The sequence below is a fragment of the Dactylosporangium maewongense genome (assembly GCF_039531485.1).
Lineage (GTDB): Bacteria > Actinomycetota > Actinomycetes > Mycobacteriales > Micromonosporaceae > Dactylosporangium > Dactylosporangium maewongense.
Genome location: NZ_BAAAQD010000017.1, coordinates 87137 through 112290, shown reverse-complemented (window position 1 = coordinate 112290; position 25154 = coordinate 87137). Strand labels below are relative to the sequence as shown.

Genomic DNA, 25154 nt, shown 5'->3' with positions numbered 1-25154 from the left:
GGGTCACGGCTGGGCGAAGGGGCGGACCTCGACGCGGCGGTTGCAGGCCCGCGAACCCTCGGCGGCGATCTTCAGGGCGACGTCGAGGTCGGGCGCCTCGAAGACCCAGAAGCCGGCGAGGTACTCCTTCGTCTCCACGTACGGGCCGTCGGTGATCAGGCCCGCGCCGTCGCGGTTGTCGAGGACCGTCGCGGCGCTGGGCGCGGCGAGGCCGCCGGCGAAGACCCAGTGCCCCTCGTCCCGCATCCGGTCGTTGAACGCGTCGATCGCGGCCATCTCGTCGTCCCTGGGCACGATGCTGTCGTCGAAGAGGACGGAAACCAGGTACTGCATCCTCGGATCATCTCCCGTGGTCCGGGCCGCCCTCGTCGGCGGCGCTCATCCCATCTACGAACACGTCCCGCCCGATCCGACAGGTTCCTCAGGAATCGCCGAGGACGAGCAGGTCGCTGTCCATTGTGATGTGGCCCGGGTCGTCCCCGGCGGCGACCGCGCGGTCCAGGGCCGCGAAACCGAGCCGGGTCTCCTCCTCGGTCAGGTGCTCGAAGGTGGAGATGGCGCGCAGGCGGAGCCGCCGCGCGTAGGCGGCGAGGTCGGTGGCGACCGTCTCGCGGATCCGGTCGAGGCCGAGGACCGTCAGGCCAGCGTCCTCGAAGAGGCCGGTCACCTCGGCGACCGTCGGGAACATGCGCAGCTCGACGTCGCGGGCGCTGGGGAAGAACCGGTGCCAGTACAGGTCGGGCAGGCGGTCGGCGAAGGCGCTGCGGACCAGGACCCGGCCGCCCGGGCGCAGCACCCGGTGGATCTCCGCCGCCGCGCCGGGCCGGTCGACGATGTGGTGGAAGACGAGGAACAGCAGCACGACGTCGCAGGAGTCGTCCGGCAGCGGGATCGCTTCCGCGCTGCCCGCCAGGTACTGCACGCGCGGGTGGGGGGCCGCCTGCTCCCGCATCCGCCCGGACGGCTCGACGCCGTAGACCGGGCCGCCGAAGGTCTCCGCGAGGATCGGGGTGAAGCGGCCCGTGCCCGAGCCGAGGTCCAGCACCGTCAACGGGTTCGCCGCGCCCGCCCACCTGGCGAACACCCCGGACCAGAGCCCCGCGGTCCCTTCCGGCAGCGCCCGCCCGGCCGAGTACACCGAATGCTGCCGTACGTCGTAGTCAACCCGCTCCAGCATGGCCACCGTCCTCGAGGTTGCCGGCGGCCTGGGCCGCGACCGTGCCGTCGAGGTGGCAGTGCGACTCGTGCCGCACCCGGGTGCCCTCCCCGCAGCGATCTGGCGATGAGTGTGACCGTACCCGTGCGGCCGGGCCCGCCGTGCCCGGCCGCTCCGAACTTGTGGCTCAGGGCGCGGAAAGCGCCTCGGTCGGTGACAGCCGGCTGGCGCGGATCGCCGGGTACAGGCCGGCGACCCCGCCGACGAGCATCGTCGCGGCGACGGCACCGGCGGTCGCCCACGCCGGGACGACCGAGGGCCACGCCTGGTAGGTGGCGTAGCCGGCGGTGACGGCGACGCCGAGCACCACCCCGCCGAGGCCGCCCATGGTGGACAGCAGCAGCGACTCGACGAGGAACTGGAGGCGGATCTGGCCGCGGGTGGCGCCGAGCGAGCGGCGCAGGCCGATCTCGGCACGGCGCTCCAGGACGGAGATGACCATCGTGTTGGCCACGCCGACGCCGCCGACCAGGAGGGCCACCGCGCCGAGGCCGAGGAGCAGGCCGTTGAGCGTCGTGTCGGCGGCCCGGCGGGCGGCGAGGACGGCCGACGGCTTGGACACCGCGACCGTGCCGGGCGCCTGCGGGTTGGCGGTCGCGGCCAGGACGCCGTGGACCGCCTCGATCTGGCTGTCGCGGGTCCGCGCGTAGACGGTGCTGGCCCGGCCGTCGAAGCCGAACGCGGTGGCGGCGACGTCCCAGCCGATGAGCACCGCCGCGTCCAGCTCGGGGGCGAGCGCGACCGGGCGCAGCACGCCGATCACGGTGAACCGTTCGCCGCCGACCAGGATCTCCACGTCGGGGCTGGCCCGCCCGACGCCGAGCCGCTCCGCGGCCGCCGCGCCCAGCACCGCCGCCGGGTACCGGCCGGTCAGGCCGTTGAGCCAGGTTCCGCCGCGCACCGCGGCGCCGACGGTCCGCGGCAGGCTCTCCCGCGCGGCGAGGACGGTGAGGCCGTTGGTCTCCGCCCGGTTGATCCGGTTCGTCCGGTACACCTTGGCGCCGGTGACCTTCCCGGTCGCCGAGACGCCGGTGACCGGGCCGATCCGCGCGATCATCGCCTCGGCCTCGGCGGGCAGCTTCGCCGCGTCGCCCTCGACGGTGCGGCCGGGCGCGACCGTCAGCAGGTTGGTGCCGAGGGCGGCGAGCTGGCGGTCGAGCTGTTCCCGGGACGAGGAGGAGATGCCGACGACCGCGACCATCGCGGCGATGCCGATCGCGATGCCGAGCGCCGACAGCAGCGCCCGGGTGGGCCGGGTGCGCAGGCCCGCCGCGCCGACCCGGACCACGTCCCGCACGTCCATGCGGGCCGGGGCGAGCTTGGCCGCGGTCACGATCCCGCCGCCGTCGCGGAGTCGGCGACGACCAGGCCGTCCCGCATGTGGACCTGCCGGTCGAGCGCCGCCGCCACCGAAGCGTCGTGGGTGATGACGACGACCGTGGTGCCGCCGGCGTGCAGCTCCCGCAGCAGCGCCAGGATGCCCCGCCCGGACACGGTGTCCAGGTTGCCGGTCGGCTCGTCGGCGAGCAGCAGCGCCGGCCCGCCGACCACGGCGCGGGCGATCGCGACCCGTTGCCGCTCGCCGCCGGACAGCTCGTGCGGCTCGTGGTCGAGGCGGTGCCCGAGTCCGACCCGCTCCAGCGTCGCCTCCGCCCGCCGGCGGCGCTCCTTCACCCGTACGCCCGCGTAGAGCAGCCCGTCGGCGACGTTGTCGAGTGCGGGCACCGCGGCGGCGAGGTGGAACTGCTGGAACACGAAGCCGATCCGGCTCGCCCGCAGCGCCGACAGCTGCCGGTCCGACAGCCGCGACACGTCGTGCCCGTCGACGGCGACCGTGCCCGAGGTGGGCCGGTCGAGGGTGCCGAGCATGTGCAGCATCGTCGACTTCCCGGAGCCGGACGGGCCGACCACGGCGACCAGCTCGCCGGCGCCGATGCGCAGCGTGATCCCGGCGAGCGCCCGGACCCCGCCGGGGTACTCCTTGGTGACGCCGGTCAGCTCGATCATCGCGGCATCCCCACGGTCATGCCCTCGCGCAGGCCGTCGCCGGTGACCTCGACCCGGCCGTTGGCGAACAGGGCGGTCTCCACCCGCACGTACCGGGTGCCGGAGCCCTCGACGACCTCGAGGCCGTAGCCGCCCTCGGCGAGCGCGACGAGCGCCGCGACCGGCACGGTCAGCACGTCCTTGTGCTCGGCGGCGGTGAACGTCACGGTGACCACGGCCGCCTCGACGCCGGTCGCGGCCGACGGGTCGCCCAGCGACACGATCGCCTCGATCTTCGTCAGCGGCGGGCCGTCCTGCTGCTCGATCACCGTGTACACCCGCTCGACCCGGCCGGGCACCGTCCGGCCGTCGGGCATCTGGACCTGGACGGCGACGCCCTTGCGGGCCAGGCGCTGCTTGGACACGTCGAGCTTGACGGTGATCTCCCGTCCGGTGCCGGTGAACCGCAGCACCTCGTCGCCGCCCCCGGTGGACGCGTTGACGCCGGCGGTGACGGTGTCGACGCGGATCGCCCCGGGCGCGAACAGGACCCGGCCGAGCTCGACCTGCCCGGTCTGCGGCAGGTGGTTCGCCTGCTGCCAGCGGCGTACCGCGGTGGCCGTCGTCGTCGAGTAGCTGTCGTCGACCGTGAACCCGGTGTAGCCGAGCGCCCGCAGGTTCGTCTCCAGCTGCCGGACGTCGGCGCCGACGACGCCCGGCGCGAGCGTCCGGTACGCGGCGACCTCCCCGAACAGCAGCACGACCGGCGCGTCGTCCACGCGGTACACCGGCTGGCCGCGGTCGATGACGTCGCCGGCCTGCGGCAGCCGGGTGAGCACGCCCGGGATCCGGCCCGCGAGGGCCGTGGCGGGTCCGTAGCCGAGGCTGCCGGGCTCGTCGTCGGTGTCCAGCATCGTCGTGCGGGTCACCTGCGCGGTGGCCGGCGGCAGGTCGGACGCGTCCTGGGTGCCGGTGTCGCCGCCGCCGAACTGGAACCCGGCGAGCCCGACGGCCGCCGCCGTGGCCGCGCCCACGACCCCGGCGACCGCGGCGGCCTGCCCGCGCCGTCTCACCGGGTCACCGCGGGGCTCGGCGTGCAGGACCGGACGTGGTCGTCGCACAGCAGCGGCAGCGACCCGGCCGTCAGCGACCTGCTCATCGGGACGCCGCCGGGGACGGGGTGAACGAGCGGACCTGGTCGTCGCAGAGGCGCTTCGTCTCCTCGTACCGCGGACTCTGGCGGATCGGGTCCGGCACGACCGCCCGTCCGTCGGCGTCCGGGTCGGGGAAGTCGGGGAAGCCGTGCGCCCGCATGCACCGCGAGAACTCCCGGGACTTCTCCACCTTCGCCGCCGCCTCCGCCGGCGGGAGCTGCGGCAGCAGCGGCGCGCACGCCGCCTCCGCGGCCACCAGCTTGTCGTTGCCGACGGCGGCCTTGTCGACCGGGCCCATCCGGATGCTCGACGCGCTGACCTCCGGGTCGCCGAGCGGGACGCCGTGCTCGCGCATGCACCGCGTGTAGGCGATCGCCTGCTCCTGCAGGCTGCCGGTCGCGGTCGCGCTGGGCCTGGACGTGCCGTCGACCGTGGCGACACCGTCGTCGCTGCCAGACTTCGAGCAGGCGCCGGCGCAGGCGGCGAGCAGGAGCGGCAGCACGGCCCGGGCGAGGAGTCTCGTTCTCATGGCGGCCAGTGCAGCAGCGGACCGGCAACGCGGGCGTCACAGCGTCTGTAACGCTGGTGTTATCCCCGCCCACCGACAATGGCAGGGAAAGGACGGTCCGGTGCGGGTGCTGCTGATCGAGGACGAGGCGCTGCTGGCCGAGCAGGTCGCCGACGGGCTGCGCGACCACGGCATGGCGGTGGACGTGGCCGGCGACGGGCTGGACGGGCTGCACAAGGCCGGCGCCAACCGGTATGACGTGGTGGTCCTCGACCGGGACCTGCCGCTGCTGCACGGCGACCAGGTCTGCACGGCGCTCGCCGCGGGCGGCAGCGACGCGCGGGTGCTGATGCTCACCGCCGCGGGCGAGGCGGCGGACCGGGTCGCCGGCCTGATCCTGGGCGCCGACGACTACCTGCCGAAGCCGTTCGTCTTCGACGAGCTGGTGCTGCGGATCCGGGCGCTGGCGCGGCGGGCCAACAACGCGCCGCGGGTGCTGCAACGCGCCGACCTCACGTTCGACACCGGCCGGCGGGTCGTGACCCGCGGCGGGCGCATCATCCCGCTCACCACGAAGGAGCTGGCCGTGCTGGAGATCCTGATGTCCGCCGCCGGCGCCGTGGTCAGCGCCGAGGATCTCCTCGAGCGGGCGTGGGACGAGCATGCGGACCCGTTCACCGCGACCGTCCGGGTGACCGTGGCGCGGCTGCGCAAGAAGCTCGGCGACCCGCCGCTGATCGAGACGCTCGTCGGCGCGGGGTACCGGCTGTGAAGGCGCACCGGCCCCGCCGCTCGATCCGGCTGCGGCTCACCCTGGTGTACGCGGTGATGCTGGTCCTCACCTGCGCGGGGCTGCTCGCGCTCAACTACGCGCTGCTGTACAACAGCCTCTACACCAACGTGCACGGCCCGACCGCGGCCGAACTGGCCGTGATCCAGCCACCCACGGACGGCTCGGAGGGGGCCGACAAGTTCGAGGCGGTGAAGCGGGAGCTGGCCGAGACCGAGCGGCTGCGCCGGCGCGAGCTGCTGCACACCGGGGAGATGTCGGTCCTGGCGCTGGCGTTGACGTTCGTCGCCGGGGTCGGCGTCTCGTGGATCGTCACCGGCCGCATGCTCCGGCCGCTGCGCACCCTGACCACCACGACCCGGCGGATCTCGCAGGACCACCTGCACGAGCGGGTCGCGCTGGCCGGTCCGGACGACGAGCTCAAGGAGCTGGCCGACACCTTCGACGCGATGGTGACCAGGCTGGAGGGGTCGTTCAACAGCCAGCGGAGGTTCGTCGCCGACGCCTCGCACGAGCTGCGGACCCCCCTCGCCATCGTCCGGACGGGCGCGGAGGTCCTGCTCGCCAAGCGGCAGAGCACGCCCGAGCAGTGGCAGGCGATGGCGACCCGCGTGCTCACCGCGACCGGCCGGGCCGAGCGGCTGCTGGACGGCCTGCTGGCCCTGGCCCGCAGCGACAGTGGTGCCGTCACCCGCGAGCCGCACGACCTGGCGCTCGCCGCGGCCACCGCGCTCGGCGACGCGGACCCCGAGGCCGTGGCCGCCGACCTGACCGTCACCACCGACCTGCGCCCGGCGCCCGCGCTCGGCGACCCGGCCCTGCTCGACCAGCTGGTGCGCAACCTGGTGGACAACGCGGTCCGGCACAATGTCCCCGGCGGCTGGGTCGACGTGACGACCGGCGGCCCCGGCGCCCCCGGCGGCCCGGCGGTCGTGGTGGTCCGCAACAGCGGCCCGGCCATCCCGCCGGCGGAGGTCGACCGCCTGTTCGAGCCGTTTCAGCGGCTGTCCGCCGGCCGCCCGGCGGGCGGCCGCTCCACCGGCCTGGGCCTCGCCATCGTCCGGTCGATCGTCCGCGCCCACGGCGGCACGGTCGTCGCCGAGCCACAGGACACCGGCGGCCTGACGGTCACCGTCACCCTGCCACCGCCGCCCCCACCGACCGACACCCCGCCGTGACCGGGCCACCGGCGGGTGCCCGGGTGTGGCAGGAACGCCTGAGCGGCCGGGACCAGGCGCGGGTCAGGCACGGTCCGCGGGGTCTTCCTTCGGGTAGCAGGCGACCGCCAGGCGGAACCCGTCGCCTTCGGCGCCGCCGTAGCGGGTGAACAGGTCCTGCAGCGTCTGCTGCAGCTCCTCGAGGAACGCCTTGCGCTGCTCAGGGCGCACCTTGATCTCGCCCGACACGCCGATCGACGGCAGGTCCGGACGGGTGAGGTCGAGCGCGGCGATGTCCGCCTGCACCTCCTCCATCAGGTCGACCAGGTGGCCGAGGCTGAGCAGGTCGCGGGCCTGGCGCAGCCCGATCCGGCCGACCAGGCCCGGGGACAGCCAGTAGGACCGGCCCGCCGCCTGGTAGATCCCCTCGTGGATCCCGCGCACCCGGCGCTCGGCGACCTGACTGACCAGGCCGGCCTCCACCAGGCGCTTCACGTGGTAGTAGACCCGCTGCGGGGTCTGGTCGAGCTCGACCGCGACCTCGGTGCAGGACCGGGGCTCGGCGAGCCGCCGCAGCACGTCGATCCGCTGCGGCTTGAGCAGGGCCTCAGCCTGCTCGATCTGGTCGAGGTAGACGACGTCTCTCATGACAAGCCAAGTCTTTACGTACAAGATTTTTTTGTCAATAGGCACGCCGGAGGAACCCGGCATCCTCCACGGAGGCCGGGCTCAGTGGCAGTGCGGCTCCTGCCGGTCGCCGACCGGGGTCACGGACGGCCTGGTCCACTGGGGCACGGGCCGGCCGTCGCGGCGCCACCTGGTGTACGTCGGCTCCTGGGGCCAGCCGTCCGGGGACGACTCCCAGGCCTCCTGGCGGCCGTAGGCGGTCATGTCGAGCAGCTTGTGCGAGCCCATGATGGCCTCGACGCCGCGGCCGGTGGTCTCGTACGTGAGGAAGAACCGGTCGCCCTGGCGCAGGTAGCAGGCGATGACGCCACCACCGGCGTAGGCGGGGTCGTCGATGCCGTAGGTCGAATACCAGCGGTGGGTGTAGCCCATGAACTCCCGGAACGGGGCCATCTGGTAATACGGGCCCTCGCCGAAGACGGCGAACGAGATGCCGCGCTCCTCCAGGTAGGCGGCGTCGTGGAAGTCCCAGATGGACGCGGTGCAGCCCTCGCACTGGTCCTCGAACGGCTTGTCCAGGTGCCACATGTGCTTGTAGACGACCAGCTGGTCGCGGCCGGCGAAGATGTCGGCGAGCGGGGTCGGGCCGCCGGCCCCGACCAGGGAGGTCGGCGTGACCTCGGTCATCGGCAGGCGGCGGCGCGCCGCGGCGATCGCGTCGCCCTCGCGGGTGTGGGCCTTCTCGCGGGCCAACAGGCCTTCCCGCTCGCGCAGCCAGGTCGCGCGGTCCACGACCGCCGGGGTGGGCGTCACATCATGGGAAGCGGTCATGTCCAGTATCCTAAACATAGTCGAACCTATGTTCACCAGAGTGAGCCGGGATGAGCCAGAGTGTTCCGGAGCGATCCAGGGTGAGCCGGAGCGGGGAGGGGTGTGACGCGCGTGCCGGTCAGGCAGGGCTACGGCGACCACGGCGACGCGTGCCGCGCCGCGAACGCGCTCGACCTCGTCGGCGACCGGTGGACGCTCATCATCGTGCGGGAGCTGATCCTCGGCCCGAAGCGCTTCGGGGACCTGCAGGACGCGGTCCGCGGCATCACCCCCGCCGTCCTCACCGAGCGGCTGCGGTCGCTGTGCCAGGCCGGCATCGTCGACCACGTCGTGCTGCCCGACCTCGCCCGCACCCGGGCGTATGTCGCCACCGCGTGGGGCCGCGACCTCGAGGGCGTCCTGGCGGCCCTCGGCCGCTGGTATTCCGCCGGCCCCGACCCGGCCACGACCGGCGGCATGACGCCCGACGCGGTCGTCCTCGCGATGCGGACGATGGCACCGGAGGCGCCGGGCGAGGTGCCGGCCGTCGTGCTGCGCCTCCACGACGCCCGGCGCGCCCACCCGCCCGTCCGTGTCTTCCACACCGTGGCCGAGGGCGGCGCCGTACACGTGAGGACCGGCGAGATCCGGGACCCCGCCGCGACCGTGACGGCCGACTCGACCGCGTGGACCCACATCCTCTTCGAGGGCCTCGGCCTCGACGCCGTGGACATCGACGGAGACCAGGGTGCCGTCGCCCGGCTCGTCGGCCTCTACACTCCACCGGCGTGACCCTCGGCCCCTACGCGCAACGGCTGCTCCAGGCCATGACGGGGCCCGCCCCGGACGACCCGCGGTTCACCGGCGAGCCCCCGGACCTGAGCCGCGTCGGCGACGAGGAGCTCGGCGCCCTGTTCGTGGCGGCGTGGCAGGTGGCCGCGGAGACAACACAAGGGGCAACACAAGGGGCGACACAGGAGACGGCACCGGCGGCGGTCACGGCCGCCGGCGCGGTGCGGCTCGCGGTCCAGGAGCGTTCGCCGGCGTTCACCCCGGCCGTGTGCACCGACCTGTTCCACACCATCGCGGAGCGCGGGTTCAGCCCCGGCGTGGCGGTGGCCGCGGTGCTGCGCTGCACCGGCCCGCTCCCGCCCGACCTCGCCGCACCGGCGACGGTGCTGGCCCGCGACGCCCGGGGGTTCGGAAAGCTCGTGCTCGCCGCCCTGGCCGGGCCCGCCGTCGACGCGGCCGTCAGCGCCGGGGTCCGGGCGGACCTGGCCGGCGACCCGCTCGCGGCCGCCGAGGTCGAGGAGGTGCTCGCGCTGGACGTGGCGGGGCGGGCGGTGGTGGCCGAGGCCGACCGGCACCGGGACATGGGCGGGGTGGCGGCGCTGCCCGACATCATCGACCGGCTCGCCGGCCTCCCCGGGTACGTGCCGTTCGCCCGCACCGCGCTGGAGACCGCCGGCGCGCGCATCGTCGGCATCCACAGTGGACGGACCGCGTACGCGGCGGACAAGGCGTTCACGCCCCTCGAGGTCGACGTGCTCTGGCGGGCGTGCCAGGTGGCGCTGCTGCGGGACGAGCCTTGGGTGGGCGAGGTGCTGCAGCGGCTGCTGCCCGGCGCCGTGGTGGCGCCGACCTCGGCGAGGACCGCACCGTCCCAGGCGGCCGGCCACGCCCTCGCCCAGGCGGTGGCGGCCTGGCCGACGCCGGAGTCGGTGGCGGCGCTGCGGGCGGCCCGCACCGCGGCCCGCCACGCCGGTCTCGTCAAGAAGCTCGACCGGCTGGTGCCCGTCGCGGAGCAGGGCCTCGCCCGGCGGCCCGCGATCGCGCTGCGCCTGCCCGCCGGCGCCACCCCGACCCGGGCGCAGCTGACGACGATGACCCATGCCCTCGAGGGCGGGTACCTCGGCGACGTCAGCTTCCCGTGGGAGCGGTGGCACGCCGACGTGCCCGGCGACCTCGCCGCGCGGCTGATCTGGGAGGCCGAGACCGCGCCCGGCCGGTGGGAGGCGGCCCTCGGCGCGCCGCCGCGGGGCGGGCGGGTGCGGCTGTGGCACCCGGCGCGGGCCGGCGCGGCGGACCGGGCCGCCTGGCGGGACACGGTCGTCGAGCGGCGGTTGACGCAGCCGGTCCGGCAGGCGTTCCGCGAGCACTACCCGGCCGGCGACGGCACCGAGACCGACATGTTCGGCGGGTACGCGGTGGCGATCCGGCCGCTGCTCGGCGTGGCGGTGCGCGACGGCTGGCGCGGCGATCACGGCGCCGGGCTGCTCCGCCGCGACCTGGGCCGGTGGCGGGTGGCGTTCGCCGTCGACGGCCCGCTGCACCGCGGCGCGTCCGGGTTCGGCTTCACCGGCGCGCTGCACCTGCAGCACCGCGACGGCGGCCAGTGGTGCCCGGCCCGGTTCACCGACGCGCCGCCGGTGCTCGTGTCGGAGGCGCTGCGCAGCGTGGACCTGCTCGTCAGCGTGGCCGCGTTCGGTCTCGACGACGACCCGCAGCTGCGCGACGACGCCCGCTGGCAGGTGCTCACCCGGCTCGCCGACCGGCCGCTCGGCGAGCCGGACCGGATGCGCCGCGCGGCGCTGCGCCGGATCCTCGCCGGCGTCGACGGCGTGTCGTTCGGCGACCGGCACGTCCACGTCGGCCCCTACGCCGTGCACCTCGCCACCGCCCGCGTCACCCGCGACGGCGACCCGGTCGCCACCGACGTGCGGCACCGGGTCCCCGCCTCGGCGGTGCCGTGGCTACCGTACGACGAACACCTGCTGGAACGCGTCGCCCACACGGTCGTCGCGCTCGCCCACTGATTCGGGGTGCCCGGATGGCGGTCCTCTACGTCGCGCTGCTCGTCACCGCCGGATGGGCCGGGGCGGGACTGCCGCGCCCGGCCGGGCCCGCGAAGGTGCCGGTGGCGACGCTGGTCGCGGTGGCGGTCGTCGCGGTCGTGTCGGGGCTGCAGCTGACGGTGGCGCCGGGGCTGTTCGAGGCGCTGCGGCGGGACCGGACGGCGATCGCGGACGGGCAGGTGTGGCGGCTCGTCAGCTCGTTCGTCGTGCAGGACAGCGGCTGGACCGGCACCGTCTTCAACCTGGTCGCGCTGGCCGTCCTCGGCACGCTCGCCGAACGCCGCTGGGGCGCGGCGCGGTGGCTCGTGCTCGCCGGCACGGTGCAGGTGCTCGGCGGGCTGTGGGGGCTCGTCGTCCTGCCGGTCGGCGCGGGCAGCTCGCTGGTCGACTTCGGCCTCGCCGCGTCCCTCGCCGCGGCGGCGCTGGTGCTCGGCACGTCGGTCCAGGTCCGGGTGCTGGGGACGGTGAGCCTCGTCGCGGCGCTCGTGCTGCTCGTCCTCGGCGACGTCCACGGCGGGGCCGCGACGCTGGGCGCGGCGGCGGGTGTGACGCTCGCCGTCCAGCAACGGCGGTCGATAGGCTCGGTGCATGTCTGACGGGGAGACGCTCGGCATCGACTTCGGCACGTCGCACACCGTGGCCGCCCTCGCCCGGGCCGACCCGCACCGCGCCGTCGAGTTGCTGCTCTTCGACGCCTCGCCGCTGCTGCCGTCCGGGGTGCACGCCGAGGGCGGCGAGCTCCTCGTCGGGCGCGACGCGCAGCGCGGCGCGCGGCTCGACCCGTCGGCCTACGAGCCGCACCCGAAGCGCCGCGTCGACGACGGTGCGCTCCTGCTCGGCGGTGCCGAGGTGCCCGTCCGTGACGCGATCGCCGCGGTGCTGCGGCGGGCCGGGGGTGAGGCCGCCCGTACCCTCGGCGGCGCGACACCGTCAGGTCTCGTCCTGACGCACCCGGCCGGTTGGGGGACGCGGCGGCGGCAGCGTTCGGCGACCTCAAGGCCCGCTCGCCCGGCTCCACCGACTTCGGGATCACCGTGGAGGGCGTCGCGTATGCGGCGGCGCTGCCGCTGCTCGCCCTCGTCGCCGCCGTCCTGGCGGCACGGACCCGCTCCTGGCCCTGGGCCGCGGCGCTCACGGCCACCGCGGCCGGCACCGTGCTGCTCCTGCGCGCGACGCGGTTCGTCCACGACGGCGACGGCGGCGTCGAGCGGCACGACCTGCTCGGCTGGCTCCGGGACGCCACCACCGCCGGCGGCGCACCCGGGTCCGCCTTCATCGCCGTACTGTGCCTGCTCGCCTGCGCCGCACCGGTCGCGTGGTTCGCGGTCCGCGGCGCGGGCCGGCCGGCACCGGACCGCGTCCGGCCGGCGCTGCTCGCCACCGCGGTCACCGCCGTCCTGCTCGCGGTCGCCAGCACCGCGGCCATGGTCCTGGGCCGCGTCAACCCGGTCCGCGCGAAGTTCTCGCCGCTCACGCCGATCACCGTCATCGACGCGTCCGGACCCGGCCGCAACGTCCACCGCGGCCTGCTCGGCCTGGGCGTCGTGGACTGGCCCGGCAACCACGTCGGCCCGCAGCCGTGGCAGGTCAGCTGGATCCTCGCGCTGCTCGCCGGCGCCGCCGCGCTCGCGCTCGCCGTCCGCGCCGGCCGCCAGGCCTGGGCGGTGCTGACCGGCGGCGGACTGCTCGCCTCGGTGGTCGTGGCCGTGCTCGCCGCCGGCACCTACCTCAACAGCCGCCAGCCCCTGCTCGCGGTCCTGCTCCTCGCGGTCACCATGCTCGCCGCCGTCCCGGCGGGCCAGTACGCCATACGCTTCCGCGCTGTCGCCCGGACATGACGGCGCAGGGTTCCGTCGAAGTTTGCCGGGACCCTCTTGCTCCGGCGAAGGCATTGACCTACGTTGAGCATCGACATCCACCGGGGGCGATGTGCTTAAGCACGGCCGCGCGCCGGTGGCCCAAGCGATCCACGGGGGATTCGATGACGTCTGTCTGGAAGAAGTCTGCCCAGAGCCTGCTCGCGGTGGCGGCTGTTGCCGCGTCCGTGCTCTTCGCGCCCGCCGCGGGCCACGCGGCACCCTCCTGCTCCCCGGTCGCACCGACCGAGGCGGCGGCCGCCGCGGCCGCGAAGGCCTGCGGGATCACCGTCGAGGCGCTCGACCACCGCTTCGCCACGAGCAGCCTGCAGGTGCAGGCCGACGGCACCGCCGTGCTGTACGTGTCGACGTACGCGTGGACCCAGGTGTCCAGCGGCTACCCGACCACCTCGTTCTGGACGACCAACCGGGACGCCATGCGCTCCGGCCGGGAGTACGGCACCACCCGGGCGTGGCGGTCGTTCGTCCGCTTCGACGGCCTGGCCCCGGTCGCCGGCACCCAGATCCTCAACGCGACCGTCACGCTGACGCTCAACCACTCGGCCTCGTGCGCCGCGACGCCGGTCGACCTGTGGAAGACCCAGGACCTGACCACTCCGGCGACGACCACCTGGGCCAACTCGCTCGGCTACTGGCAGACGAAGGTTGCGTCGGTCTCCACGGCGGCCAACACCACCTGCGGCTCGGCGCCGCACGCGGTCACGTTCAGCGGCGGCGTGACCAACGCCGTCCAGCAGAAGGCCGCCGGGGGCGGTGCCGACATCACGTTCGGCCTGCGCGCCCTGGACGAGAACGACCAGCTGCAGTGGAAGAAGTTCGCGCCGACCGGCGCGTTCCTCGAGATCTGGTACCAGACCGCCTGACGGTGGACTGATCACCCCATCGGTCATCAGTACCGGCGGACGCCGGGCACTCCTCGTGGAGGATGATCGCGGGGTGGACATCGCAGACACACCTCGCGTCATGAACGTCGCGCGCGGGGACGGCGGGGTCCGATGAGCGTGCTGGTCGTCGGCGCGGTCAACGTCGACCTCGTCGTCCACACGCCGCGGATCGCGCCGCCCGGCGAGACGATCATCGCCACCGGGTCGACGACCGTGGCGGGCGGCAAGGGCGGCAACCAGGCCGTCGCGGTGAGCCGGCTCGGCGGGGCGTGCGCGCTCGTCGCCCGGGTCGGCGCCGGGTTCGACTACGGCAGCCTCGACGGTGTGGACGTGACGCGGGTGCGGCAGGACCCGGCGCCGACCGGACTCGCCATCGTCATGCTCGACGCCAGGGGCGAGAACGCGATCACCGTCGTCCCCGGCGCCAACGCGAACCTGGCACCCGACGACGTCGGCGAGCTCACCGGCGCCGGCGTCGTCCTGGCCAGCCTCGAGGTGCCCCTGGAGACCGTCGCCGAGGCGGGCCGGCGGGCGGCCGCGGCGGGCTGGACGTTCGTGCTCAACCCCGCACCGACGGGGCCGCTGCCGTCGTCGCTGCTCGCGCAGGTCGACGTCCTGGTGCCCAACGAGCACGAGCTGGCGCTGCTCGGTCCGCCCGAGACCCTGCTGGCCCGGGGTGTCGGCACGGTGGTCGTCACGCTCGGGTCGGCCGGCTGCCGGGTACACCGGCCGGACAGCGTCACCGAGTTCCCTGCCCATCCGGTGCGGGCGGTCGACACCACCGGCGCCGGGGACGCGTTCTGCGGCGCGCTCGCCTGGGCCCTCGACGCGGGCCGCGACCTCGACGACGCCGTCCGGCTCGCCTGCGCCGCCGGCGCCCTCGCGACCCGGGCCGTCGGTGCCCGCGCCAGCCTGCCCACCGCCGCCGAGGTCACCGCGCTGGCCGCGAGCCTGCGAGCGTGACGGCTAGTTCCGGGTGACCGGGAGCGCCATCATCTGGTCGCCGTCGCGGCTGCGGCTGTAGTGCACGGCCTTGCCCTCGCGGGCGCGGACGAGCAGGCCGGCGCCGAGCAGCGCGGCGAGGTGGTAGGACACCGTCGACTTGCTGAGCCGGTGCCGCCGGCTGAGCTCGGTCGTGGAGCGCGGCACGTCCAGGTCGCGCAGGATCGCGGCCCGGTGCGCGCCGAAGAGCTGGACCGGGCCCTGCACCTGGGCCGGCGGGGCGGGGGTCGCCCGCAGCGCGTACTGCACGAACGAGTTGGCGGGGTCACCCAGCTGGATGTTCAGTCCCGGCCGGCCGAGCAGCGACGGCACCAGCGGCAGGCCGGTGGCCGACAGGTCCCACGTCTCGCGGAACGCCACCCGCAGGTCGATCGCCGCGCCCGACCAGTGGATCTTCGGGTGGAGCGTGTTGACGGCGTGCCCGATGCCGTGCCGGGCCATGAGCCGCGCGCGCATCGCGACCTCGGCGTCGATGGCGGCGCGGACGGTGGAGATCTGCTCCGCGAGGACGGTGTCGTAGAAGTGGCGCAGCGCCCGGGCCGCTCGCCCGGCGAACGTGCCCTGCTGCACCGCGTCGCGCACCTCCCGCGGCAGGTTGCCGGGCAGCATCCGGACGGCGTCGGCGGCCGGCGTCGCACGCACCTGCTCGAGCTGCTGCCGCCAGGCGGCGTCCCAGTCCTGCTCCGGCGGGCTCGGCATCAGCAGGTCCGGGACGTAGTGGCGGTAGGTGCGCAGTACCGCGCCGACCAGGGCGACGTCGCGGTCCCGCAGCGCGAAGCGGGCCGCTGCGCCCGGGTCGCCGTACTCCCGGTGCCGCTCGCCGCACGCGGCCAGGCGCAGCCACTCCAGGGTCTCCGCGACCGGCGACGGCGTCAGCCGCACGTATGCGAGGCCCGGACCACCGACCGACACCGAGATCACCGTCGAACTCTACCGACTCGCGCCACGCCTGGCACCGTTCGACGAGGTTCGAACGGATTGCGGGCCGCCGCCGCGGCGTAGTGCACTGCGTACGGCGCTTCGCCGGGTTCAACGGGGGACCCGGCGACGCACCCTCGCCGGCCGTTCGGTGACCGGCTTGACGCACTGACAATGGGTGCGTTACGGTCGGTGCATTACCGACAAAAGATTTTTTCGGCTGTGCTAAGGTGGGTTAGCCGGCGCGCCACCGGGACCGAGCACCGCTTCCACGGCGCCGACGGGCCGCGGCGGCCCGGCGCCCTCCCCGAGGTGGTCGGCCTGCTGGTCCTGCTCGTGGTGTTCACGCACCTGCACGCGGCCGCCGGCACCGACGCCGCCGCCGCGACCTCGAACGCCGTGGCGCTGCAGTCGATCGAACGCGGCCTGCACCTCGACGTCGAGCGCGGCGCCAACCACTGGCTCGCCGGCCATCTGCTCCTGAGCCATGTCGCCGTGTACTTCTACCGCCTGTACTACGTGGCGATCGCGGGCGTCCTGCTGTGGGTGTACCTCCGCCACGCCGCCGTGTACCGGCACGTGCGCCGCACGATGGTCGCGATGCTGCTGCTCATCCTGCCGGTCTACTGGGCGGTGCCGTTGTCCCCGCCGCGCTTCGCCCTGCCCGGCGTCGTGGACGTCGTCGCCCTGTACGACCTCTTCGGTGACGCCTCCACCGACACCACGAACGGGCAGAACCACTACTCGGCCATGCCGAGCCTGCACGTCGGCTGGTCGCTGTGGTGCGCGTACGCCGCCTGGACCGCGCTGCGCCCGGCCCGCCCGCGCGTGGCCCTGTTGCCGTGGCTCTTCCCGCTGCTCATGGCCGCCACCGTCCTCACCACCGGCAACCACTACGTCCTCGACATCGCCGGCAGCGTCGTCCTGCTGCTCGCCGCCGTCGCCGCCGCGCTGCTCTGGCGCCGCCTGGCGGCGTCCCGCGGTGGCCGCCCGGCCGCGCCGGACGGCGGTGCTCCCCCAGCCGCGCCGGGCGGTGGCGTTCGCCCGGTCACGCCGGACGGTGGCGCACCGGTCGTCGCCGGATCGGGTCCGTCTGCGGGCGCCTCGCCCCGGGTCAGGCGGCGGTGGCGCCCGTCGGCGCGGAGTCTGCCGGGGCGCCGGGGGTGGGGCGGCGGGTGAGGACCTGGGGGCCGGAGGGCGTGACGGCGACGGTGTGCTCGGAGTGGGCGGTGCGGGAGCCGTCGGCGGAGCGGATGGTCCAGCCGTCCTTGTCGTACTTGATCTTGTCGGTGGAGCGGCAGAACCAGGGCTCGATCGCGATGGTGAGGCCGGGCTCGAGCTTGATGCCGCGGCGGGCGCGGCCGACGTTGGCGACGTGCGGGGCCTCGTGCATGGTGCGGCCGATGCCGTGGCCGCCGAACTCGCCGTTGACGCTGTACCCGTAGGAGTGGGCGACCTCGGCGATCGCGGCGGAGATGTCGCCGAGCCGGCCGCCGGGCTGGGCGGCGTTGATGCCCGCCTCCAGCGCGACCTCGGTGGCCTCGATGAGCTTCAGGTCGGCGGGGTCGGGGGTGCCGACGACGAAGGACAGCGCGGAGTCGGCGACCCAGCCGCCGATGCCGACGGCCATGTCGATGCTGAGCAGGTCGCCGTCGCGCAGCACGTAGTCGTGCGGCAGGCCGTGCAGGACGGCGTCGTTGACCGACAGGCACAGCACGTTGCGGAACGGGCCGCTACCGAACGACGGGGCGTAGTCCCAGTAGCAGGACTCGGCGCCGCGCTCCTTGATCCGGCGGCGGGCGTGGTGCTCGACGTCCATCAGGTTCACGCCGACCGCGGCGACGCCGCTCAACTCGGCCAGCAGCTCACCGACGAACTGCCCGGCCACCGCCATCCGGCCGATCTCGTCGGCGGACTTGAGCTCGATCACGACGCCTCTCCCCACTTCCGTGTGCGGTATTTTTATACCACACACGGTCCGAGGCGGTATCCTGCTCGCATGGTTCGCCAACCACTCTCCGTCGAACAGATCGCCGCGGGCCAGCGCCTCGGAGCGGCACTGCGGGCCGCGCGGGCGGGCCGCAGCCTCGTCGAGGTGGCCCTGGCGGCCGGCATCTCCCCCGAGACGCTGCGCAAGATCGAGACGGGCCGCCTCCCGGCGCCGGCGTTCGGCACCGTGGTCTGCCTGAGCCAGGCCCTGGGCGTCCCCCTCAGCGACCTGGCCGACGCCTGGCTCCCCGACACCCCCGTCCGCCAGGCGTCGTAACTTTCACGTCGCCGCTGGCCGTACAGTGGCAGCCGACCCAATTCGTTGACCGCTGTCGATGCGATGAGCCAGTCTCGGGCCATGCCCGGAACTCGATCGCTGCTTCGGCTGGCGTCCGTCGCCGGCACCGCCATGCTCGCCGGCGCCCTGCTGGTGGCCGTCAACGACGCCAACGGCAGCGTGGCGGTCACCCCCGCCCCGCCCGTGCCCTCAACCTCGGGGACGCCCAACACCTCGCCGTTCCCGCCGACCCCGCCCACGAACCTGCGGGCGACCGCCGTCACGTCCACGTCGGTGACGCTGAGCTGGACCGCCTCGAGCCGCGGCTGCTGCGCGGTCACCGGCTACGACATCACGTCCATGCCGGCGTTCAACGACTACGGCCGGGTCATCGCCGTCGGCGACGTCACCACGGCCACCGTCACCACCGACATCCGGCCGGGCCAGCAGTACACCTTCCAGGTCTCGGCCCACGACGGCCTCGGCCACCGCTCCGGCGGCTCGAACACGGTCGTCGTCGTCACGCCGGTCACCGACACCGGCCCGGACACCGTGCCGCCCGCCGCGCCGACCGGCCTGCGGGCCGACCCGACCAGCGGGCCCAGCACCACGCTGACCTGGTCGCCCTCCACGGACAACGTGGCCGTCACCGGCTACAACGTCTACCGCTTCGACGGCGTGTTCATCTCCACGCTGCTGGCCACGGTCCCCGGCACCACGTACACGGCCGCGGTGGTGTCGCCCCATGACCAGTTCTACGTCCGGGCCCGCGACGCGGCCGGCAACGTGTCGATCGCCTCCAACACGGTCGTCGTCACCGGCGGGACCGGCGGGCCGGGCAGCCCGTCCGCAAGCTCGCCGCCAGCGCTGTCGTGCCGCGCCACGTTCACGTACACATCCGTCTGGGCCAGTGGGTTCGTCGCCGACGTGACCGTCACCAACACGGGGACGACGCCCATCTCCGACTGGGTCATCACCTTCACGTTCCCCGGCGACCAGCGCGTCACCCAGGCCTGGAACGCCACCTCCAGCCAGACCGGCGCCGCGGTCACCCTCACCCATGCGAGCTGGAACCGGGTCATCCCGCCTGGTGGTTCGGTGACCGTGGGCATGTACGGCACCCGGACCGCACCGCCCACCCCGCCGCCGACCGTCTTCGTCAACGGGGTGCCCTGCACCGCCTGACTGTCCACTTGCGACTCCCGCACCTCCCGCCCGTTTCGCCTGGTAAAGTAGACGGCTCCGACGGGCGGGAGGTGCGGGATGCGAATCGCTTCCGTCCTGCGCACGACCGCGGTCGGCCTGGCGCTGAGCGCGTGCGTCCTGCTGCTCGGACTCTCCCGGGCCCACGACGCGCTGCCCGGCGACACGTTCCAGTTCGCCCGCGGCACGGTCGCCATCGCCGCGGCCGGTGCCGAGACACCGCACGGCAGGAAGCTGCCCGAGTCGCGGGACCTACGGTCCGGCGCGCCGCACTGGCTCGCCGTGCTCCCACCAGTCGCCGACGCCGACCCCGTCCTGGGGCCGGCGTGCCGCGGCCCGGCCGCCGCCATCGTCCACGCCGGACGGCCGGCGGCGGTGCCGACCTGCCGGGGCCCACCCATCTCCTGAGCGTCCACGTTGTCCGCAGCCGCGACCCTGCCGGGGTCGACGGTCTCGTCGCGTTGACCCTCAGGAGGTCGTCCGTCATGAACCCCACACCACCGATCACGCCGGCACGCCGGCGCCCCCGACCCGGATCCCCACCGCCGCCGGCGCCGCGCATGGCCACCCGGCGGAGCGTCCCGCGCACCACCAGCGCTCCCCTGCCCGGCATCGGCACGCTGCACGTGCTCGCCGCCCGGGACGGGCACCACGTCGGCGTCATCCGGCACGACGACGACCGGCGGGAGCTCGTCGTGTACGACCCGGCCGACCCGGACACCCGCCTCACCGGGGTCCTGCTCACCGCAGCGGAGGCCCGTACCGTGGCCGAACTGGTCGGCACGACCGGCCCGATGACGCACTGCGCCCGCCTCGACCGGCACACCGACGGCGTCGCGGTGCTGCAGGTCCTCATCGGGGCGGACTCGCCGCGGGTCGGCAGGCCCTTGACCGGCACCGGCGTCGCCGGCGCGACCGTGATCGCGGTGGTCCGTGACGAGCACGTCGTGCCGTCCCCCGGGCCGGACCTGCGGTGCCGGGCCGGCGACATCGTCGTCGTCATCGGCCGGCCGGACGCCGCGTTCGAGGTGATCGACTCGGTGACAGCGGCCTGATGTACCGCTTGCTGTATCGCCAACAGGATCGCTGAGTGCCCTACCGCCGGACGCACCCGGGTGGTGCCATCGAGTGCACCGAGCAACCATGCTCGTCGATGTTTCCGGAGGCGGTCTCATGCGTTCGCTGTGCAGGCGGTACATCGTGACGGCGCTCGTCGGCATCGTGGGTGCGGCGGCATCCGCCGTGCCCGCCGGCGCGGCGCCGTCACCGCTCGTCGTCGACCAGGCCCGCGCCGACGAGCTCGTCTCCCTCGCGGGCGCCGACCAGGCGACCTTCGGCGGGGTGAGCGTCGACGAGGCCGGCAACGTCCTGACCATCCGGTACGCGCCGGGCCGGCTCGCCGCGGCGCGTTCCAAGGTGGGCCCTAGCGCCGCCGGCCTGGGCGGGCGGGGATGGCGGGTCGACCTCGTCCCGGTCAGCCACAGCCTGGCCGAGCTGGACGCGGTGCGCCAACGCGTCGGCCGGTGGCGGCCCGGCGGCGCGTCACTGTCGGAGTGGTACGTCGACGTCACCCACAACCGCGTCGCGGTCGGCGTGACGGAGCTGTCGCCACGGCTGGTGGCCGCCGCGCGGGCGGAGTTCGGCGACCGGGTCGCCCTGCACCAGGCCGCGCGGGCGACCAGGGCGAGCCGGACCGCCGACTGGAAGCCCTGGGCCGCCGGGATCCGGATCACCTCGGGCGGCACGGCCTGCACCGCCGGGTTCTTCGTCGAGGTGCCCGGCACGCCGGCCACCCGCAGGATGGTCACGTCGGGCCACTGCTTCGCCAACGCCGCGGTCGTCTCCAACAACGGTGTCTCGATCGGCACGGTGACAAGCCGGACGCTGACGGACAACGGCAAGGACGTCGAGTACGTCCTCGGGACCTTCACGCCGTGGACCTACAAGGGCCCCTCGACCAGCGACTACGGTGACACCATCCGCGGGACGAAGGCCTCCGTGGTCGGCCAGACGTTCTGCACCAACGGCGCGTTCGGCGGCGAGGTGTGCTCGGGCACGGTCGACGCGCTGAACCTCTGCGTGCTGATGACCGACGGCATCACCACGTGCAGCCTCGACCGGCTGGTCAGCGGCGGCGGCGTCATGACCCGGCTGGGCGACAGCGGCGGCAACGTCTTCACCTATGACGCGGCCGGGCTGAAGATCGGCGGGATGATCGTGGCCATGTCGCCGGGCGGCACCACGACGTACTTCCACCCGGCCGCCGCCGTGACGCCGATGGGCTGGCGGGTCTCCGTCGGCTGACGCTCAGCGCGCCGTGGTGAAGTGCCGCTCCAGGCGGTCGAGCAGCGCGGTGCACCGGCGGACGTCGCCGAGGTCCTCACCGAGGGCCTCGGCGAGCTCGCGGGCCCAGACGGCACGCAGCGTCCGCAGGTTGGCGGCGGCGCGTTCGGTCGGGTGGACGGCGACGCCGCGGCCGGCGGTGGCGCGGCGGGCGACCATGCCCTTCTCCTCGAGGCCGCGCAGGGCGGTGCTGACGTTGGTGCGCTGGAGCCCGGCGCGGTCGGCGATCTGGCTGGGCGAGGCGCCCGGGAAGAGGTCCACGACCCGCATCACGTGCCGCTCAGTCTCGGTCATGGGCACGACGTCGGGGCCTTCCGGTGTACGGGCGCGCACCAGCCGGCCGACATTGAGGATCAGCTGCGCCAGGTCGGCGAGATCGGTGTCGTTGCCCACGGTTCACATCCTAGTGGATTATGACATCATAGTTATGTGCTGATAACCCTTGCCGGCGAGGACCTGCGCCGCGGGCGGCGGGCCCGGCTGGCGGTGGTGCTCGGCTCGCTCGCCGCGTTCGGCCCGCTCACCATCGACATGTACCTGCCGGCGATGCCCGGCATGGCGCACGACCTGCACACCAGCGCGCCGCTGGTGCAGCTGACGCTGACCGTCTTCGTGGTCGGGCTCGCCGCCGGCCAGGTGATCGCCGGCCCGCTGTCGGATGCCTGGGGACGCCGCCGGCCGCTCCTGCTGGGCCTGGCCCTGTACGTCGCCGGCTCCCTGTGGTGCGCGTTCGCCCCGGACGTCGGCTGGCTGATCGCCGGCCGGGCCGTGCAGTCCCTCGGCGCCGCGACCGGCGTCGTGCTGTCCCGCGCGATCGTCCGGGACCTCTTCGAGGGCACCGCCATGACCCGTTTCTTCTCCACGCTCATGCTCGTCAACGGCGCCGCCCCGATCCTGGCGCCCGTCGTCGGCGGGCAGCTGCTGACGGTCGCCACCTGGCGGGCGGTGTTCCTGGTGCTGGCCGGCTTCGGCACCGTCCTGTCCGTCGCGGTCGTCCTCGCGCTGCCCGAGTCGCTGCCCGCGCAACGCCGCCGGTCCGGCTTCCGGGACACGCTGCGCGCGTTCCGGACCCTCGGCACCGACCGGCACTACCTGCGGCACGTCCTGGCCGCGGCGCTGATGTTCGCGGCGGTGTTCGCCTACATCTCCGGCTCGTCGTTCGTTCTGCAGGAGGTGTACGGGCTGAGCGCCCAGCAGTACAGCCTCGTCTTCGGCGGCAACGGCCTGGGCATCGTGCTCTTCGGCCAGCTCAACGGGCTGCTCGTCGGCCGGGTCGCGCACGAGCACACGCTGCTGCGCGGCGCCCTCGGCGTCGCCGTCACGGGCGCCGCCAGCGTCGCCGTGGCCGCCGTGGCCCGCCTGCCGCTGCCGGTGCTGCTGGTCTCCCTGTTCGTCGTCGTGTCGATGCTGGGCGTCGTGCTGGCCAACGCCACCTCGCTCGCCCTCGCCGGGCACGGCGCCTCGGCCGGTGCCGCCTCCTCGCTGCAGGGGCTGCTGCAGTTCCTGGTCGCGGGCGTCGCGGCGTCCGCCATGAGCCTGGCCGGCCAGGCTTCCGCCGTTCCGATGGCGGCGACGATGCTCGTCTGTGCCGCCGCCGCGCTCGGCGTGCTGACGCTTGCCCGACAGCCGGTATCTGCCCGGTCCGCTCCCCCGTCCTCGCCGTGACCTTGTTCAGCCGATGTACGTGGCGACGAGCGACGCCGCGGTCGGCGTCACGCGTATCTCCGTTGTCCGTAGCCGCGGATGCTCCAGCCAGAACATGCGTGCTTCGTCGAGCTCTCCTGCGTGTCGGGGCGGCCAACTGGTCATGGGAGTGAAGTCGTCGATCACCACCACGGCCCCTCGGCGGAGCCAGTCGGCTGGTTCGAGCGGTGGCTCGTCCGCCTTGCCCTGGCCGCCGCCGTCGAGGACCAGCATGTCGAACGGCGCCTCGTCAACCAGCTCGCGCCAATCACCGCAGCGGACCTTCACCCGCGAGTCATCCGCGAACAGCTGTTGCGCTCGCTGGGCTCGATGCGGTTCTCGTTCGATGCTGAACAGTTGAGCGTCAGGATGCGCCCCGCTGACCATCCACGCCAGGCCGACGCCGTACCCAGTGCCGGTCTCGGCGATGCGTCCGGCGCCGATCCCGGCGGCCAGCAGCCGCAGCAAGCGACCGTGCTCAGGCAGGCACGACGCGGTGAAACCAGCGCCGCGGGCCGCCGCCACCGCGGCGGCGACACGGTCCGGCAGATCAAGCTGAGTCTCGTGCCGCGCGGTTCCGCCGATCGCCACAGCCGAATGATGCCGTATCCCGTCACGATGCCGGCGGGTCCGCCGGCCTGGCTCGCTGCGGATGGATCGTCTCGTGCCGGGCGAGCATCGCTACGAACTCGGCGATCTTCCGGGTGCGCGTCTCGGCCCGCTTGACGGTATTGACCCGGCTGATGAGGGAGAAGCGGTTGGTCTTGGTGAGCACGTCGAACATCGCCTGCGCCGCTGGGTCGGCGGCGATCGCGGCGCGCAGGTCGGCCGGCACCTCCGCTTCCGACGACGGCGCATAGGCGGCTGTCCACCGCCCGTCGGCCTTCGCGGCGTCCACCGCGGCCCGGCCGGCGGGCAGCATCAGGCCGGCCGCCTCCAGCCGGGCCACGTTGGCGACATTGCGCTGGGACCAGACGCTGCGGGGCCGGCGCGGGGTGAACCGCCTCCAGGAACTCCCCTCGTCGCGCTTGCGGGCCTGCCCGTCGATCCAGCCGAAGCACAGTGCCTCGTCGACCGCGTGCTGCCAGGTCAGCGTGGTGACGGAGCCGTCCTTCCTGGTCAGCGCAAGCCACACGCCAGGGGAGGCGGTGTGGTGGTCCAGCAGCCACGCGCGCAGCGCCGCGCCGTCAGCCACGATCAACTCGTCCAGTTCGGTTCCTGCCACCACCACAGGCTAGTGGAACGATCATGCTGGGCGGCGCCGCCGAGTCCGCTGGGCTGGACGGACTACACCGTCGGTTGAGCTGCCGTCAGCTCGGCTGACCGGCTCGGGTTCGGGCTCGGTGTGGCGCTGGACGGCGTCGCCGCCCGCTCCACGACGTGGGCAGCCAGGAGGGTTACCAGGGTCAGCAGGGCGAGGAAGGTACGCACCAGGTGCAGTCGCTGCCAGCGGCTGCGGACCTCGGTCCAGTCGGCTGGCGGAGCGTCCGGGTTCCACGTGTCGCCGATGGCGTTGAGTGGCTCCAGCCGGCTCACGGTCAGCCCGATGGTGACCACGATGAGCAGGATCGCCACGACCGCCGCGACGAAGGCGGGCTTCGAACGGCCGTAGCTCAGCACTGCGGTGAGGGCCAGCAGGCCCAGACAGGTCAGCAACATCGGTGGCATGGTCCGGCTCATATCGGTGTTCATGGCTTGCCACCAGCGCGTGTAGGCGTCGGCGGGCAGGCGGGTCACGCTCGGCGCGATGACCACGAACAAGACGCCGCCGGCATACAGCGCGACGAGCGCCGTTGCCAGGGCACGCACGACCTCGAACGACCAGGTACGCATGACCGAACTCCACTCGATTGGATCGACTTATATTGAATAGAA

The 25154-nt window shown here is 74.1% G+C and carries 29 protein-coding genes; 15 read left to right on the top strand and 14 right to left on the bottom strand.

Going from position 1 to position 25154, the window contains the following annotated elements; translation table 11 throughout:
- Positions 1-3: 3 nt before the first annotated feature.
- The 6 genes from ABD332_RS36540 to ABD332_RS36515 form a co-directional block, all read right to left on the bottom strand.
- Complete coding sequence (locus tag ABD332_RS36540; RefSeq protein WP_344507436.1) at positions 4-333, bottom strand: YciI family protein; 330 nt, start codon at positions 331-333, stop codon at positions 4-6.
- Between the two features lie 88 nt (positions 334-421).
- Positions 422-1177, bottom strand: a complete 756-nt coding sequence (locus tag ABD332_RS36535) for a class I SAM-dependent methyltransferase (protein ID WP_344507434.1) — start codon at positions 1175-1177, stop codon at positions 422-424.
- A 166-nt stretch (positions 1178-1343) separates the two neighbouring features.
- Positions 1344-2549 carry an ABC transporter permease gene (locus tag ABD332_RS36530; RefSeq protein WP_344507433.1) on the bottom strand — a complete coding sequence of 402 codons (1206 nt, stop codon included), beginning with the start codon at positions 2547-2549 and terminating at the stop codon, positions 1344-1346.
- Complete coding sequence (locus tag ABD332_RS36525) at positions 2546-3223, bottom strand: ABC transporter ATP-binding protein (protein WP_344507431.1); 678 nt, start codon at positions 3221-3223, stop codon at positions 2546-2548. Before ABD332_RS36525 ends, ABD332_RS36530 begins: the two co-directional genes overlap by 4 nt.
- The gene (locus tag ABD332_RS36520) at positions 3220-4275 is read right to left on the bottom strand and encodes a peptidoglycan-binding protein (RefSeq protein ID WP_344507429.1); all 1056 of its coding nucleotides are present in this window, start codon (positions 4273-4275) and stop codon (positions 3220-3222) included. Before ABD332_RS36520 ends, ABD332_RS36525 begins: the two co-directional genes overlap by 4 nt.
- Positions 4276-4357: 82 nt before the next feature.
- Positions 4358-4885: a hypothetical protein gene (locus ABD332_RS36515; protein ID WP_344507427.1), complete on the bottom strand. Its 528-nt coding sequence runs from the start codon at positions 4883-4885 to the stop codon at positions 4358-4360.
- A gap of 100 nt (positions 4886-4985) precedes the next feature.
- Here ABD332_RS36515 and ABD332_RS36510 point away from each other — a divergent pair, with 100 nt between their 5' ends.
- Together ABD332_RS36510 and ABD332_RS36505 are read left to right on the top strand one after the other, a co-directional pair.
- On the top strand, positions 4986-5636 hold the full coding sequence (locus ABD332_RS36510; protein ID WP_344507425.1) for a response regulator transcription factor: 651 nt from the start codon (positions 4986-4988) through the stop codon (positions 5634-5636).
- Complete coding sequence (locus tag ABD332_RS36505; RefSeq protein ID WP_344507423.1) at positions 5633-6832, top strand: sensor histidine kinase; 1200 nt, start codon at positions 5633-5635, stop codon at positions 6830-6832. The genes ABD332_RS36510 and ABD332_RS36505 overlap by 4 nt, the downstream gene beginning before the upstream one ends.
- Before the next feature lie 63 nt (positions 6833-6895).
- Here the strand turns inward: ABD332_RS36505 and ABD332_RS36500 are convergent, their stop codons facing one another.
- Together ABD332_RS36500 and ABD332_RS36495 are read right to left on the bottom strand one after the other, a co-directional pair.
- Positions 6896-7459 (bottom strand): helix-turn-helix domain-containing protein, encoded by a 564-nt coding sequence (locus tag ABD332_RS36500; RefSeq protein ID WP_344507421.1) that lies wholly within the window; start codon positions 7457-7459, stop codon positions 6896-6898.
- Between the two features lie 81 nt (positions 7460-7540).
- Positions 7541-8269 carry a DUF899 family protein gene (locus ABD332_RS36495; RefSeq protein ID WP_344507419.1) on the bottom strand — a complete coding sequence of 243 codons (729 nt, stop codon included), beginning with the start codon at positions 8267-8269 and terminating at the stop codon, positions 7541-7543.
- A gap of 111 nt (positions 8270-8380) precedes the next feature.
- Here ABD332_RS36495 and ABD332_RS36490 point away from each other — a divergent pair, with 111 nt between their 5' ends.
- From ABD332_RS36490 to ABD332_RS36465, 6 genes are all read left to right on the top strand, one after another.
- Positions 8381-9040 (top strand): winged helix-turn-helix transcriptional regulator, encoded by a 660-nt coding sequence (locus ABD332_RS36490; RefSeq protein ID WP_344507417.1) that lies wholly within the window; start codon positions 8381-8383, stop codon positions 9038-9040.
- Entirely contained in the window at positions 9037-11064 is a 2028-nt protein-coding gene (locus ABD332_RS36485; protein WP_344507415.1) for a DUF4132 domain-containing protein, read from the top strand. Before ABD332_RS36490 ends, ABD332_RS36485 begins: the two co-directional genes overlap by 4 nt.
- A 14-nt stretch (positions 11065-11078) precedes the next feature.
- Positions 11079-11699, top strand: a complete 621-nt coding sequence (locus tag ABD332_RS36480) for a rhomboid family intramembrane serine protease (protein WP_344507414.1) — start codon at positions 11079-11081, stop codon at positions 11697-11699.
- A gap of 363 nt (positions 11700-12062) precedes the next feature.
- Positions 12063-12941, top strand: coding sequence for a hypothetical protein (locus ABD332_RS36475; protein WP_344507413.1), 879 nt, complete (start codon positions 12063-12065; stop codon positions 12939-12941).
- Positions 12942-13084: 143 nt separating this feature from the next.
- Entirely contained in the window at positions 13085-13843 is a 759-nt protein-coding gene (locus tag ABD332_RS36470) for a DNRLRE domain-containing protein (RefSeq protein ID WP_344507411.1), read from the top strand.
- 132 nt (positions 13844-13975) lie between these two features.
- Positions 13976-14827: a ribokinase gene (locus tag ABD332_RS36465; RefSeq protein ID WP_344507409.1), complete on the top strand. Its 852-nt coding sequence runs from the start codon at positions 13976-13978 to the stop codon at positions 14825-14827.
- 3 nt (positions 14828-14830) lie between these two features.
- On the opposite strand, the gene ABD332_RS36460 is transcribed toward ABD332_RS36465, so the two are convergent.
- Positions 14831-15787, bottom strand: a complete 957-nt coding sequence (locus tag ABD332_RS36460) for a helix-turn-helix domain-containing protein (RefSeq protein WP_344507407.1) — start codon at positions 15785-15787, stop codon at positions 14831-14833.
- Positions 15788-16006: 219 nt separating this feature from the next.
- Here ABD332_RS36460 and ABD332_RS36455 point away from each other — a divergent pair, with 219 nt between their 5' ends.
- On the top strand, positions 16007-16963 hold the full coding sequence (locus tag ABD332_RS36455; RefSeq protein ID WP_344507405.1) for a phosphatase PAP2 family protein: 957 nt from the start codon (positions 16007-16009) through the stop codon (positions 16961-16963).
- Here ABD332_RS36455 and map read toward each other — a convergent pair.
- Positions 16899-17714, bottom strand: a complete 816-nt coding sequence (gene map, locus ABD332_RS36450) for a type I methionyl aminopeptidase (RefSeq protein WP_344507403.1) — start codon at positions 17712-17714, stop codon at positions 16899-16901. The genes ABD332_RS36455 and map overlap by 65 nt on opposite strands.
- A 69-nt stretch (positions 17715-17783) precedes the next feature.
- On the opposite strand from map, the gene ABD332_RS36445 reads away from it, so the two are divergent.
- From ABD332_RS36445 to ABD332_RS36425, 5 genes are all read left to right on the top strand, one after another.
- Entirely contained in the window at positions 17784-18050 is a 267-nt protein-coding gene (locus ABD332_RS36445; RefSeq protein ID WP_344507401.1) for a helix-turn-helix domain-containing protein, read from the top strand.
- 81 nt (positions 18051-18131) lie between these two features.
- Positions 18132-19235 (top strand): cellulose binding domain-containing protein, encoded by a 1104-nt coding sequence (locus ABD332_RS36440; protein WP_344507399.1) that lies wholly within the window; start codon positions 18132-18134, stop codon positions 19233-19235.
- A 78-nt stretch (positions 19236-19313) separates the two neighbouring features.
- On the top strand, positions 19314-19661 hold the full coding sequence (locus ABD332_RS36435; RefSeq protein WP_344507397.1) for a hypothetical protein: 348 nt from the start codon (positions 19314-19316) through the stop codon (positions 19659-19661).
- 152 nt (positions 19662-19813) lie between these two features.
- On the top strand, positions 19814-20308 hold the full coding sequence (locus tag ABD332_RS36430; protein WP_344507395.1) for a cation:proton antiporter regulatory subunit: 495 nt from the start codon (positions 19814-19816) through the stop codon (positions 20306-20308).
- 118 nt (positions 20309-20426) lie between these two features.
- Positions 20427-21557, top strand: a complete 1131-nt coding sequence (locus tag ABD332_RS36425; RefSeq protein WP_344507393.1) for an alpha-lytic protease prodomain-containing protein — start codon at positions 20427-20429, stop codon at positions 21555-21557.
- 3 nt (positions 21558-21560) lie between these two features.
- Here the strand turns inward: ABD332_RS36425 and ABD332_RS36420 are convergent, their stop codons facing one another.
- A complete protein-coding gene (locus tag ABD332_RS36420) occupies positions 21561-21989 on the bottom strand; it encodes a MarR family winged helix-turn-helix transcriptional regulator (protein WP_344507391.1) in 429 nt (142 codons plus the stop codon).
- Positions 21990-22025: 36 nt separating this feature from the next.
- On the opposite strand from ABD332_RS36420, the gene ABD332_RS36415 reads away from it, so the two are divergent.
- On the top strand, positions 22026-23261 hold the full coding sequence (locus tag ABD332_RS36415) for a multidrug effflux MFS transporter (RefSeq protein WP_344507389.1): 1236 nt from the start codon (positions 22026-22028) through the stop codon (positions 23259-23261).
- Positions 23262-23267: 6 nt separating this feature from the next.
- Here the strand turns inward: ABD332_RS36415 and ABD332_RS36410 are convergent, their stop codons facing one another.
- The 3 genes from ABD332_RS36410 to ABD332_RS36400 form a co-directional block, all read right to left on the bottom strand.
- The gene (locus ABD332_RS36410; RefSeq protein WP_344507387.1) at positions 23268-23870 is read right to left on the bottom strand and encodes an O-methyltransferase; all 603 of its coding nucleotides are present in this window, start codon (positions 23868-23870) and stop codon (positions 23268-23270) included.
- 22 nt (positions 23871-23892) lie between these two features.
- Complete coding sequence (locus tag ABD332_RS36405; RefSeq protein WP_344507385.1) at positions 23893-24504, bottom strand: YdeI/OmpD-associated family protein; 612 nt, start codon at positions 24502-24504, stop codon at positions 23893-23895.
- Positions 24505-24566: 62 nt separating this feature from the next.
- Entirely contained in the window at positions 24567-25112 is a 546-nt protein-coding gene (locus tag ABD332_RS36400) for an anthrone oxygenase family protein (RefSeq protein WP_344507383.1), read from the bottom strand.
- Positions 25113-25154: the final 42 nt, after the last annotated feature.